The organism is Microcoleus sp. Pol11C3 (assembly GCF_036701485.1).
Classification (GTDB): domain Bacteria; phylum Cyanobacteriota; class Cyanobacteriia; order Cyanobacteriales; family Microcoleaceae; genus Microcoleus.
In genome coordinates this window covers 1-14,413 of the sequence record NZ_JAUBQW010000026.1, presented here as the reverse complement: position 1 = coordinate 14,413, position 14,413 = coordinate 1, and the positions used below count along the sequence as shown (strand labels likewise).

Below are 14,413 nucleotides of genomic sequence, written 5' to 3'. Positions count from 1 at the left end.
CGAGCGAGCGCACTTTTTCCTGATTCAGGTTGCAGGGCAGGATAGAAAATTGTATGGTGCGGATTGATCGCTCTTAATTGTTATTAAATTTTTGTCTAGCGGTGCGCTGGGTAATTCTCCTATTTATGATGCAACAAATCAAAAAGCCTCATCAAATGCCTGATGCCTGCTCCCAGGCTAAAAAAAATCGCTTTTTCACTTTCTTGCAAAGAGTCTTAATTGGAACTCTAGCGAGTACATTACTCAATCTCTTCATCCTATTTCCATCTCCGAGTTTCGCAGAAGTAGTTCTGGGCGTTGTTCGCAGTTCGGAGAATTCTCCTGACTGGGTAAAGATTACCACGCGCCTCTGGGAAAGTGGCATTGCTTACAAACCAATCAATCTGGAAGAAATCAAAACTACGGCGGATTTAGCAGGTGTTAACGTGCTTTTTTTGCCCAACCTTGAAACTTTGAGTCCGGCGCAAATTAAAGTTTTAGAAGCTTGGGCCTCCCAGGGCGGCCGCTTGATTGCTTCGGGCCCTGTCGGCCGCAGTTCCCCTGCCTTGGTGCGCCAATCTTTGCGATCGCTCCTTGGGGCCTATTGGGCTTTTCCGTTAACCCAACCGGCGACGCCACAACCACGCAGCCGCTGCCGGGATCTGGCTTGCACTACTTCCAGCAGTTGGATGCCACCAGAACAAAAAAATGCCTCAGTCCAAGGCGGTGTCTTGATTCCGGCTGATGCGAACAGTCAAACTATTGCTACTTGGAAAGATAGTTCCGGTTCCTCCGCAGCCATCGCCACGGATCGCGCTACCTATCTGGGCTGGCGCTGGGGTAGCGACGGTTCGGGAAATGTAGATAAGGCTTGGCTGCAAGCTTCGATCGCCCGCTGGGGAGGAAAGATCGCTTCTGGGCCTGTAGCGCCGCCCACTGCTGCCGCGACCCCACTACCAAGTCCCCCCTCCAGAGTCACTAGAAACAGCCCTAATTCGCCGCTTAGTAACCCGCTGAGCCGACTTTCTCCCTCGGGTGCGCTTCCCGACCCAGTACCTGCAACTTTTACAGACCCTTCGGATCAGTCAGCGTCGCCCGGTTTGGACGTGCAGGCAAATTCCAATAAGCCGATCGTCAGCATTGAAGCGTATTTGATGCGCCAAGAACTCACCAACCTCCTCGGCAGGTTTGAAAGCGCCCTGACAGCAGCTAATTCAGCTAATACGCCTGTTAATCTCAATGCTGCTACCTCCCCTCAACTGGTGGCTGCAGAACAGGGCGGAGGCCGCCCGGCAGCCAGTCGCCCCCCTGTTCTGCAAGCGATCAGGGTACGGGCGATCGCCCAAGCGCGGCAGGTTTTGCAAACTTTTGACCAACTCCTGCAAGAGCAAAACTACGCGGAGGCTAGAAAGCAGTGGGTGGAAGCGCGGCAGTTGCTGTGGGAAAATTACCCGAAGGAAGGACAGCGGGTTGGGGCGGAAATTCGGGCGGTTTGGCTCGATCGCGGGACGATCGTCGCAGCACGATCTGAGCAGGGTTTGGCCGCAGTGTTCGATCGACTCGCAGCCGCCGGTATCAATACCGTTTTCTTTGAAACTTTGAATGCCGGATATACGATTTATCCCAGTCAAGTTGCACCGCAACAAAATCCCCTGACTGTTGGCTGGAACCCGCTGGCATCTGCGGTTAAATTAGCTCACGAGCGAGGCATGGAACTGCACGCTTGGGTTTGGGTTTTTGCCACAGGAAATAAGCGTCACAATACTTTAATTGGCAAGCCTAGTTCTTATCCAGGTCCGGTGCTTTCCGCCCATCCAGATTGGGCAAATATTGACAATAAAGGACGCACGCAAAATCCTAACGATGGTAAATTTTATATCGATCCGGCGAACCCGGAAGCGCGTAATTATTTGCTGCGAATTGTCAGCGAAATTACTAATAACTACAAAGTAGATGGAGTGCAATTAGACTATATTCGCTATCCTTTTCAAGATGATAATGCGAATTTTACTTACGGTTACGGTATTGCGGGAAGGCAGCAGTTTAAGCAGTTGACTGGTGCAGATCCGGTGAATATTTCCCCCAGGGACGGCAGTTTGTGGCGGCAGTGGGTTGAGTTTAAAACTAATCAAATTAATAGTTTTGTAGCTGAAGTTTCTCAGCTTTTACGGCAGAATTATCCGCGCACTATTCTGTCGGTGGCAGTGTTTCCGCACCCGGAAAGTCAGCGGATTTACAAAATTCAGCAAAATTGGGAAGTTTGGGCTCGTCAAGGTATTGTAGATTTGATTGTGCCGATGACTTATGCTTTGGATACGAACCGACTTCAGCGCATCACCGAACCGTTGGTAAAGGAACAAATGCTTGGTTCGGCTTTGATTTCTCCGTCGGTTAAGTTGTTGAGTTTGCCGGAAGTTGTGGCGATCGACCAAATTCAAGCTTTGCGCGATTTGCCGACTGGGGGCTATGCTATTTTTGCGGTGGAAAGTATCAGCAGCGGGATGCAGGGCTTTTTTAACCGCACTCAAGGCCCGCCAGTGCGTTCCACTTCTGCAGCCGAGCCAATTCCTTACCGACAGCCGTTTGCAGCGGCGGCTTCGCGCTATACTGCTCTCAAGCAGGAATGGAGTTTTTTGTTGGCTAACAATCAGTTGCGGATGTCGGAATCTGAACTGAAAGTTTTGCAAAGTCGAGCAGATGAATTGGCGCAAGCTTTGAGCAAGTTGGCCGCAAATCCTTCTACGAAAAGTTTAGCAACTGCTAAAAGATTGTTAAGGAGTTTTCAATCTCAATTCCAATCTTCGATGCGCTTGCATTCTGCCGACAATAGCTATCAGGTGCAAACTTGGCAAAATCGTTTGGAGAGTTTGGATATGCTGTTACGTTACGGCGAAAGGAAGGAGTTGAATCGCAGGTAAATGCAGGTTTTTGGGCGGAGTTCTTGTGTAGCTACTCTTGGTTCAAACTGAGATGTTGCACTAAGCTGTTCTGCCTTTAAATTGTCTGTCAAAAAAAATCCAAGTTTGGTGGGGTGGGCGTCCCGCCCGCCCAGAATATACAAATTAAATGCGCGACAGGTTATTCTCGCTTAACAGGCTGGACGGCCTGTTTCACAAAAAGTGCATTTTCTTGTGGGGAGTAGGGGTTGGGCAGGAGAGTCCGCCCGTTCAAGACTTATTGAGAATGGTGCAATAGATCAGATGATTTCGACTTAGGTCGATCGCACCCACTTATCTGTATCAGTAGTTACGAAAAAGCTCTGAGTATAAATACGCTATATTGAGTTAAATTGATCGACGGTACTGTCGTCAGTAAACTACAGCATAAGGAGAAAAGGAAGGGCAAAGGGAACATAATTTACACTCAAAACTCCCACCCATTACCAAAGCCCAATTCCCAATGCCCAATGCCCAATTCCTCTTAGGATAAATATGTTTCCTAAACCCCTCAATCGTTTGGCTACAAAATTTATCGGCAAAGCTCCATTACAAACGGTGCTCGTGGTTCCTTTTTTAGTGCAAATTGTCGGTACGGCAGGAGTTGTAGGTTGGCTGTCGTTCCAAAACGGTCAGCGGGCAGTCAACGATGTTGCCGCTCAGTTGCGGGGAGAAATTAGCGATCGCATCAAAGACCGCATGGAACATTATATGTCCATTCCCCACATTGTAAATCACCTGAATCTTCAATCGATAAAATTGGGACAGTTGAACCTAGAAGACCCGCCAAAACTAGAACATCATTTCCTCGAACAAATTCAATATTTTGATTCTATTAGCATCATTTACACAGGCAAAGAAAATGGAGAACATTCGGGAGCCATCCGCACAAAAAATGGGATTTTGATATCGGCTGCCGACAGCTCTACTGGCAATAAATTAGCTCGATATACTGCGGACTCTCAGGGAAACCGCGTTCAATTAGTGCAAATTTCAGCCAATATTTACGACCCGCGAACTCGCCCTTGGTACATAGCTGCCGCAGCGGCAAAAAAACCTATCTGGACTCCAATTTATACAGATTTTTTGACGAGGGAACTGGCAATTACTGCTGCTTTGCCTATCTACGATGACGCTGGCAAGCTGTTAGGAGTAGCTGGCAGCGATTTGCTGTTTTCCCGAATCAAAGAATTTCTGGTTAGCCTCAAAATTGGCAAATCGGGACAAACTTTTGTGATGGAGCGATCGGGGATGTTAATTGCCACTTCAACGCCCGGTCAAGAATTCGTGGTGGAAGGTAAAGAAACAAGGCGCATTAAAGCTTCAGAAAGCGAGAATCCGGTAATTCGCCAAACTGCACAATATTTAGATAAATCCTACGATAGCTTAGCTAAAATCAATAATTCTCAACAGCTTACTTTCGATGTTGACGGCAAGCGAAATTTTATTCAGGTAGCTCCTTTTAAAGACGAGCGGGGGTTGGATTGGCTGATTGTGGTAGTTGTGCCCGAGTCCGACTTTATGGAGCAAATTAACGCCAATACGCGCACGACTTTTTGGCTGTCGGTTGCAGCTTTGATCGGGGCGACAATCCTGGGAATTCTTACTGCTAAATGGGTAGTTCAGCCGATTTTAAAATTGAATGCGGCGGCGAAAGCTTTGGCGCGGAATGAATGGGATACAAAGCTCACTCTGAATCGCGAAGATGAACTCGGAGAACTTGCCATTGCTTTTAACAGCATGGCCGAGCAATTGCAGCATTCATTTACTTCTCTGTCGGAAAGCGAAAACCGAGTAAAACAATTTTTAAATGCAGTACCGCTCGGGATTTTTATTGCAGAACCCAACGGTCAACCTCACTACATTAATCCTACCGGAGAGCAACTTTTATCTCAAGGAATTGTGGCAGCAGATGCCGAAAGTTTACGTCAATCCTACCGAGTTTATTTAGCTGGCACTCAGGAAATTTACCCGGCGGAACGCGACCCAATTTTAAATGCTTTGCAGGGTAAAAGTGTAACTGTTGATGACATGGAAATCTCATCGAGTGACAAAACTGTTCCCCTGCAAGTTTGGGGAACCCCTATTTATGACGCTCAAGGACATATTATCTACGGGATGTGCGCTTTTCAAGATATTACAGAACGCAAACTAGCGGAGAAAGTATTAAAGGAATACAACGACAATTTAGCAGTGCAAGTTGCAGAACGTACCGCCGATTTTGCCAAGGCAAAAGAAAAGTTTTCTAAAGCTTTTCGTTTAAGTCCTAATGCGATTACCCTGACTAGAATCAGCGATGGTCGCCACATAGAAGCCAATGAGAGCTTTTGTCGGATGATGGGGTACAGTCACGAAGAAATTATTGGAAAAACAGCGGTAGAACTCAATTTTTGGGCGAGTTTGGGAGAGCGCGATCGTATGATTCAAATGTTAAAAAATAAGACGGCTCTTCACAATTATGAGCTGAGGTTTCGCAATAAAAATGGTACAGAAAGAACGGCACTGCTGTCTATAGAAACCATCGATATTGAGGGAGAAGCTTGTTTTTTGTCGATTTCTAGCGATATTACCGATCGCCAAAAAGCAGAAACTGCCCTCCGGGAAGCAGAAGAAAAGTACCGCAACATTTATGAAAATGCTTTGAATGGAATTTTTCAAACTGCTATTGACGGGAAATACATCAGCGCTAACCCCGCTTTAGCTAACATCTACGGTTACGACTCGCCGGCAGATTTAATAGCAGCCCAGCCGAATTTCAATAACCAGCTTTACGTGAAACCCAACCGCCGCGACGAATTTGCAGCGCTGATGAACGAGTCCGGGATACTATCAAACTTTGAATCGGAAATTTACCGCAAAGATGGCAGCATAATCTGGATTTCGGAAAATTGTCGCGCTGTCTGCGATGAAGCAGGAAATTTACTTTACTACGAAGGTTTTATTAAAGACATTACTGATAACAAACAAGCGGAAATCAAAATGCAGCAGGCGAAAGAAGCGGCCGAAGCAGCAAACAAAGCTAAGAGTACCTTTCTCGCCAATATGAGCCACGAATTGCGATCGCCCCTGAACGCGGTCATCGGCTTTGCTCAAGTCATGATACGCAGTAAAACTTTGTCTCAGGAAAATCAAGAAGATGCCGGAATTATCCTGCAGAGTGGCGAACATTTACTGGCTTTAATTAACCAAGTTTTAGACTTATCAAAAATCGAAGCCGGACGCACGACGATTAATGAAAAAAGCTTCGACTTGTACCAACTAATCGACGATTTAGAAGATATGTTTGCTCTCAAAGCTGAGCAAAAAGGTTTGCAATTAATCTTCGACAGAGACGCCGAGGTTCCCCATTACATTTGTACAGATGAAGTTAAATTGCGGCAAGTCTTAATAAATTTGCTCAATAATGCAATTAAATTTACTTCAGAAGGGGGAGTGTCGGTGCAAGTCAAAGGAGGAAAGCGGAATATACATAAAAACAGCACAGACCAATTGCCCGGCCGCTACTGGCTGCATTTTGAAGTTCAAGATACTGGTGCAGGCATTGCTGCTGAGGAAATCCATCAGTTGTTTGAAGCATTCGTGCAGACGAAAACAGGTAAAGATTCTCAGGAAGGAACGGGCTTAGGTTTAGCTATTAGTCGCCAGTTCGTGCAATTAATGGGAGGTGAAATTACTGTTAGCAGCGAGATCGGAAAGGGTGCAGTATTTCAGTTTGACATCCAAGTTCATCTGGTTGAAGCTAGTGATATTGAAAGCAAAAAAACTCAACGTCGAGTTGTTGCCCTCGAACCGAATCAGCCGAGTTATCGCTTGCTAATTGTGGACGACAAACCTTTGAATCGCCAACTGTTAGTAAAACTTCTTAGTCCACTCGGATTTGAGTTGAGAGAAGCGAATAACGGTAAAGAAGCGGTTGATATTTTTATGGAGTGGGAACCGCATCTGATTTGGATGGACATGAGAATGCCTGTCATGGACGGCTATGAGGCAACGAAACAGATTAAAACTACAACTAGCGGGCAAGCAACGGCGATTGTGGCCCTGACTGCTAGCGTTTTGGAGGAAGAACGGGCGGTGATTCTTTCGGCGGGTTGCGATGATTTTATGCGGAAACCGTTCCGAGAGGAGGATATCTTTGTGGCAATGGGAAAACATTTAGGAGTACGCTATATTTATGAAGATCCAACCGCAGTAAGTGCCGCAGGTGTAGAGGAGTCAAGTCAGGAGGTGCTGACACCGGAGGCTTTCGCGTCTCTTTCTCCAGACTGGATGGCTGAATTCAAGCAAAGTATTTTGAGTGTGGACATGGAGGCGATCGCAACTTCGATCGCACAAATCGGCACTCTCAATCCCTCTCTTGCGGCCAAACTTCAAGATTGCATTAATAATTTTGAATATGACAGAATTTTGAACATAATCGAACTCAGCGAGAAACAGTAAATACCCGATGACTTCAACTTTACCTATAACCAATAGAGCTAATATTTTAGTAGTGGACGATACGCCCGAAAACCTGCGGCTGCTGACCGGAATATTGAGCGAAAAAGGCTATCAAGTTCGCCCCGTACCCAATGGCAAGCTAGCATTGTCTGCTGCTCAAAAAATACCCCCGGATCTAGTGCTGCTGGATATTATGATGCCGGAAATGGACGGCTATCAAGTTTGTCAGCAACTCAAAACTTCTGAAATTACCAAAGACATTCCTGTTATTTTTATTAGTGCAATCAATGACGTGCTGGATAAAGTTAAAGCTTTTGCAGTGGGCGGAGTTGACTTTATTACTAAACCGTTTCAGGTTGAAGAAGTTTTAGCCCGGATAGAAACTCATTTAAAAATTTGTTCATTGCAACAAACTTTGCAAGAAAAAAATCAAGATTTAGCAACGGCGCTGCACCAACTGCAAGCCACTCAAGACCATTTGATTCAATCGGAAAAAATGGCAGCCCTGGGACAACTGATTGCCGGCATTGCCCACGAAATCAATACCCCCCTGGGCATTATAGGTTCCTCTATTAATAATATAGCTAATTTTTCAGACGAGTTTTTAGATAAATTTCCTCAAATTTATCTAGAACTTTCTGACGCAAGCAAAGCTTATTTTTTAGCTTTACTGTACAGAGCCACCCATCAAAAAAATTTATTTACCAGCAGAGAGAAACGAAAATTTAAGCAGCAGTTGGCGGCGGATTTGATGGCAGAATCTGTTGAAAACTCCGAGGAAATTGCGGATACTTTAGTTGACATGGAAATCTACGAAAAAATAGAAGAGTTCTTGCCGCTTTTTAAATCGCCGGATTGGGAAGTAGTTTTAAATAGTGCTTACCAGTTTGCTAGCTTTAAAAAAAGTATTAGCCTGATCCAAAGAGCAACAGCGAAGTCTGGGAAAGTAGTATTTGCCTTAAAAACCTACGCTCATTTTGATAGCAAACCAGAAAAAGTCCAGGCGAACTTGCACGATGGCATTGAAACGGTGTTAACCCTTTATCAAAATCAACTGAAACACGGTATAGAAGTAGTTAAAAATTATGGAGAGTTACCCGAAATTAAGTGCTATCCCGATGATTTAAATCAAGTTTGGACTAATCTCGTTCATAATGCCCTGCAAGCAATGGATTATAAAGGTATTTTGACGATTGAAACTCGGCAGCAAGAGGCAAATATTTTCCTCACGTTTACTGATAACGGCAAAGGTATTCCCTCAGAAGTTCTTCCCAAAATTTTTCAGCCGTTTTTTACGACTAAATCTGCGGGCGAAGGTAGCGGTTTGGGATTGGATATTGTGAGAAAAGTTGTGGAAAAACACGAAGGCACCATTGCTGTAGATTCTGTACCGGGGGAGACAACTTTTACAGTCTCGCTGCCAATTTATTAAACAAAACTTACCTGCATGGGGCTGATTCCCGGTGACACTTGTCGCTGTCTCGCTGACAAATACAAGATTTATTACGAGAAACCGGGTTTATCTTCGGAAGTGCTATTAAAATAAGATAGGGCACAGATATCTTGCATAGTTGCCCGAAATCAATAATGTAAAAGGAAGTCATGTCGGTAAACCTACTAAAATTTAAGCAGAGAGGAAAAGATGAATAAGCCTGTAATTCTTTGCGTTGACGATGAACCCGATATCTTGAATACTCTCAAGATTCAGCTAAAAAATGAATTTAAAAATGATTACTTTTATGAATTAGCGGAAAGTGGTGATGAAGCTTTAGATTTACTGGAGGACTTTCAAGAACAAAGCTCAGGTGATTGTGGTTGTTTCTGATTGGCTGATGCCGGGAATTAAAGGTGATGAACTTTTAATTAAAGTTCACCAAAAATATCCTAAAATTATTAAAGTGATGTTGACTGGACAAGCGGATGCAGCGGCTGTTCAGCGGGCAGTAGAAGAAGCAGATTTATACTGTTGTTTGTACAAACCCTGGCAAAGCAAAGACTTAATAGAGACTATAAAATCTGGGCTGGCTAAGTTATGAAAAAACCTGTGATTGTTTGTATTGATGATGAACCTGACGTTTTGAATAGTTTAAAGATTGAACTGAAAAAGGCGATCGGCGATCGGTGTATAATTGAAACCGCTGAAGGGGGGGCTGATGCTTTAGAGTTGCTGGCTGATTTGCAGGCTGATGAATACGAGATTGCTTTGGTGCTTTCCGATTATATCATGCCGGATATTAAAGGGGATGAACTGCTCCGACGAATTCACGAAAGCTCGCCGGAGACGCTGACCATTATGCTAACGGGGCAAGCAGATTTGGAAGCCCTGAGTAATGCTATTAAGTATGCTAAATTGTACCGTTATATTCCTAAACCTTGGCAAAATGAAGACTTAAAATTAACGGTAGTAGAAGCAGTTCACAGTTATTTACAAGATCAAAAGTTAACAGATGAAATTCATAAGCGCCAAGAAGTGAATGAGAAGTTAAAGCTAGCAAATGAGGCGCTGTCTGCGAGTGAAAGCCGCCTGAGTCAATTTTTAGAAGCTTTGCCAGTGGGGGTATCTGTTTATCATCCCGATGGCTCGATCGCCTATTTCAACCAGGCAGCGCGGGATTTGTTGGGTGCAGACACTATCCCGGAAAGCACTGCGGAACAATTAGCTGCCACTTATCAACTTTATGTTGCCAATAGTGATGAGCTGTACCCGCCGGATCATCTGCCAATTTTGCGCTCACTGAAAGGAGAATCTGTCAAGGTTGACGATGTAGAAATCCGTCAAGATGGCAAAAGAATTGCGATCGAGATCAATACCACGCCGATTTTTGACGCTAGCGGAAATATTGTTTATGCGATCGCAGCTTTTCAAGATATTAGCGATCGCAAACAATCCGAAAAAATACTAGCAGAATACCACCACACCTTAGAAGCCCAAATTGATGAACGCACACAACAACTGCAACAAGCCGCATTAGCTGCTGAAGCAGCAAACAAAGCTAAAAGCACGTTTATTGCCAATATGAGCCACGAGTTACGCACCCCTCTCAATTCTATACTCGGCTTTGCACAACTCATGGAACCCAGCCCGGATCTTAGTGTCGAAAACCGACAAAATATGAGAATTATTCGGCGTAGTGGCGAACACTTGCTGACGTTGATCAATGAAGTCTTAGACTTGTCAAAAATCGAAGCGGGGCGGATGACGATCAACCCAAAAAACTTCGACCTCTACCGCTTTCTTGACGATTTGCAAGATATGTTTCAACTGCGGGTAGAGAATCAAGAATTGCAGTTGCGTTTCCAGCGCGATGCTGACGTTCCTCAGTACGTGCGAACCGATGATATTAAACTGCGGCAAGTGCTGATTAATCTTCTGAGTAATGCGATTAAGTTTACGCAAAAAGGCGAAATTATATTAAGAGTTATAAAATTAGAAAAATCGGGATTTCTGGATTTATTGGATAGTCCCATAGCTTGCTTTGATACCACAAGAAGTATTCGGGATTTTTCGAGAAGTAGCAGTGATTTTGCCAAGGTTGAATGCAGCGATGAGGCAGAGGATTTAACTGTGCCGGATTTTTTCCTTCTATTTGAAATTGAAGATACAGGAGTTGGCATTGCTCCCGAAGAATTGGGCAATATTTTTAAGGCTTTTGTTCAAACAGCTTCCGGTCAAAAAAATCAGAAAGGTACGGGTTTAGGATTGAAGATCAGCCGTCAATTTGTCCGCCTGATGGGAGGAGAAATCGTGGTAGAAAGTCAACTGGAACTCGGTACCACTTTTAAATTTGAAATTCCAGTCGGTGCGGTTTATGCTGCTGAGCTTCCCGATCCGGAACTTAACCGCGAAGTTAGTGAGTTGGAACCCAATCAACCGTGCTACCGGATTTTAATTGTGGACGATCGCGAAGACAACCGCCAACTTTTAGTCAAAATGCTTTCTCCTTTAGGTTTCCGGGTGGAACAAGCCACCAACGGCCAGGAAGCCATAGAAATGTGGGAAAATTGGCATCCGCACTTAATTTTGATGGATGTGCGAATGCCAGTGATGGACGGCTACGAAGCTACTAAACAAATTAAGGCTAGAATCAAGCAGAGAGAGCAACAGCAGCAAGGAAATGGGGCCATGAATATTTCCGATCCCGACTCCCCGATTCCAAAGATTATTGCTTTGACAGCTAGTACAATTGAAGGGAGGCAAGCGTTTGCTTTATTGGTCGGCTGCGACGATTTTATTAGCAAACCTTTCCGCAAAACAGATATATTTGATACCCTCACCAAACATTTGGGGGTGAAGTATCTCTACTCTAACTCAACGGACTTTATATCAACAGGCGAGCGAAATAATTTATCTGGCTCCCTCCCTAATGCTGCGCTTGCTTATTTACCTAGACTTCCGGCAGAATGGATAGACAACATGAAGCAGGTAATCCGCAGTGCTGATTTTGACTTAATTGTCAGAACAATCGACGAAATAAGGGAGCCTCATCCTGAATTGGCGGAAATCCTCCAGGGTTATCTCGATAATTTTGATTACCAGAAAATTCTCAATTTAATTGCCGAGGCGGAGGAATCAGATAATGCAGATCAAGGCGGAACAAACTGAAAACTATCAAGCAGATATTTTAGTAGTGGACGATACGCCAGATAATCTGCGTTTGTTAATTAGAATACTGCAAAAAAACGGCTATAAAGTTAGACCAGTTACTAATGGTTTTTCTGCCATAGATGCGATTCAATCTAGCGCCCCCGATTTAATTTTACTCGATATTATGATGCCGGATCTAGACGGCTACGAACTCTGTCAAAAACTGAAATCAGAACCGCAGTTTAGGGAAATTCCCATTATTTTTCTCAGCGCGTTAGAAGAAGGAATAAATAAGGCAAAAGCTTTTGAAGTGGGCGGAGCCGATTATATCACAAAACCTTTTCAGGTAAAAGAAGTATTGGCGCGAGTGAGCAATCAACTTACTGTGCGTTCATTGCAAATGCAATTGCAAGAAAAAAATCAAAAGTTGACCCATCAAAACGTCCAGTTGCACCAAGAAATCGCCGAACGACGCCAGATTGAAATGGAAACGACCTTGCTGCTGAAGGCAACTCAAGCTATTAGCAAATCTGAGGACTTTGAGTCTGCTATAGATGTGATTTTAGGTTTAATTTGCCAAACTATTGAATGGAATCTGGGGGAAGCTTGGATTCCTTGCAGTGAGGGCGTTTTAAAATGCGCTACAGGCAGGTACGTCAGCGACTTAAGTTTTGCCGAATTCCGAAAAACAAGTTGGCAGTTGATTTTTGCTCCCGGTATGGGACTCCCAGGCAGGATTTGGCACTCGCAGCAGTCTGAATGGATCGAGGATGTTTCTACGGCACCGGAACAAGTTTTTTTACGAGCGGAAATTGCGGTTAGTGTGGGATTGAAAGCGGCTTTTGGGGTGCCAATTGTGGCGGACAACCATGTGTTAGCTATTTTGATTTTTTATCGCAAAAAAGTTTTGGAATGTCAGCCGCGCTTGTTGGAATTAGTGAGTGCGGTTGCTACACAGCTCGGTTCGCTGATTCAGCGGAAACAAGCTGAGGCAGCGCTGAAATTGCAGCAAGAGCAAACAGAGAAATTGCTGCTGAATATTTTACCCAAACCTATTGCCGAACGCTTGCAAAAAGAGCAAAAGTTGATAGCGGATCATTTTGATGATGTGAGCGTATTGTTTGCTGATTTGGTGGGTTTTACAGAGTTTTCTGCTCACAAAAGCCCGACGCAGTTGGTAGAAATTTTGAACGGGATTTTCTCGGAGTTCGATAGGTTGTCTGAATTGCACGGTTTGGAAAAGATTAAGACGATTGGGGATGCTTACATGGTGGTGGGGGGTTTGCCGACGCCGCGGGAGGATCACTCTGAGGCGATCGCACTTTTAGCTTTGGAGATGCAGGCAGCTTTGAGGAGGTTTAATGTCAAAATGGGAGAAAATTTTCAATTGCGGATTGGAATTCACAGCGGTTCGGTGGTGGCGGGAATTATTGGGATTAGCAAATTTAGCTATGATTTGTGGGGGGATACTGTTAATGTTGCTTCGCGGATGGAGTCCAACGGATTGCCGGGTAAAATTCAAGTGACGGTGCAGACTTACAATCGTTTAAAAGAGCAGTTTGTTTTTGAAGAACGGGGTCATATCCCGGTTAAAGGTAAAGGAAGAATCCTGACTTACTGGTTGATTCAAGAACAAAGTAAATCTTTGTGATTTTTAGAGGTAATATCAATTAATATTTAAATTAGATTAAATTTGCACTTTCAGGAGGGCTAATCCTTTGCAAACAGTTGAAACAAAATCGCCGACAGCTTTGAAAAGAGTCCTAGTTATTTTAATGTCATTGATAGCAGTAGCGGTACTGTCGATCGCTACTTTTATCGCTATACCAGGAGAAAAAACAATGTTTGCTGGAACAAGACCTGCCAATATCGGGATTGTGTCAGGAAAACTCGCAGCGTGCCCGAGTTCCCCCAACTGCGTCAGCAGCTTCAGTCAAGATGCCGAACACAAAATTGAGCCTTTGGCATACACTTCGTCCCAGAGTGAAGCGATGGTAAAGCTCAAAGGGGCGATCGAGTCCTATGGAAAAACTAAAATTATCACGGCAACTGATAATTACCTGTATGCGGAGTTCACCAGTGCTTTGATGGGGTTTGTGGATGACGTTGAATTTTTGGTAGATGATGAAGCAAAAGTCATCCATGTGCGATCGGCTTCGCGTCTGGGAGAGTCGGATATGGGAGTTAACCGCAGTCGGATAGAAGCTATCAGAACTCAATTCAATCAACTCTGAACTTAAAATTTCTAGCTTTCCTGAAGCCCCTCTCCTGCAAGATGAGGGGCTTTGATATTTTGGTAATACTATATAATATTGATTTTTCACAACCTAGTTAACAATTATTAACATTAGGCACAGCGCAAAGGATTGTCCAGCAGAGGGAGTAGGACACAGCAATGCCGTGTCCCTTGTATGTTAAGAGTAGTCTGGTGGAAGACGATGAAAAAGTCTATCTGCTTCGGTCAGGTGAAGCT

6 protein-coding genes and 1 pseudogene are annotated in these 14,413 nt (G+C 44.3%); all 7 read left to right on the top strand.

Going from position 1 to position 14,413, the window contains the following annotated elements:
* Positions 1 to 155: 155 nt before the first annotated feature.
* Entirely contained in the window at positions 156 to 2,897 is a 2,742-nt protein-coding gene (locus tag QUA40_RS08965) for a family 10 glycosylhydrolase (protein ID WP_445301137.1), read from the top strand.
* A gap of 513 nt (positions 2,898 to 3,410) precedes the next feature.
* Entirely contained in the window at positions 3,411 to 7,355 is a 3,945-nt protein-coding gene (locus tag QUA40_RS08960) for a PAS domain S-box protein (protein ID WP_333124185.1), read from the top strand.
* A gap of 7 nt (positions 7,356 to 7,362) precedes the next feature.
* Positions 7,363 to 8,787 (top strand): response regulator, encoded by a 1,425-nt coding sequence (locus tag QUA40_RS08955; protein ID WP_333124182.1) that lies wholly within the window; start codon positions 7,363 to 7,365, stop codon positions 8,785 to 8,787.
* 210 nt (positions 8,788 to 8,997) lie between these two features.
* Positions 8,998 to 9,391 (top strand): annotated as a pseudogene (locus tag QUA40_RS08950) (response regulator).
* The gene (locus QUA40_RS08945; protein WP_333124181.1) at positions 9,388 to 11,958 is read left to right on the top strand and encodes a response regulator; all 2,571 of its coding nucleotides are present in this window, start codon (positions 9,388 to 9,390) and stop codon (positions 11,956 to 11,958) included. Before QUA40_RS08950 ends, QUA40_RS08945 begins: the two are co-directional and overlap by 4 nt.
* Complete coding sequence (locus QUA40_RS08940) at positions 11,933 to 13,591, top strand: adenylate/guanylate cyclase domain-containing protein (protein WP_333124178.1); 1,659 nt, start codon at positions 11,933 to 11,935, stop codon at positions 13,589 to 13,591. Before QUA40_RS08945 ends, QUA40_RS08940 begins: the two co-directional genes overlap by 26 nt.
* Positions 13,592 to 13,658: 67 nt before the next feature.
* Positions 13,659 to 14,174 carry a DUF1499 domain-containing protein gene (locus tag QUA40_RS08935; RefSeq protein ID WP_333124174.1) on the top strand — a complete coding sequence of 172 codons (516 nt, stop codon included), beginning with the start codon at positions 13,659 to 13,661 and terminating at the stop codon, positions 14,172 to 14,174.
* The last annotated feature ends 239 nt before the right edge of the window (positions 14,175 to 14,413 follow it).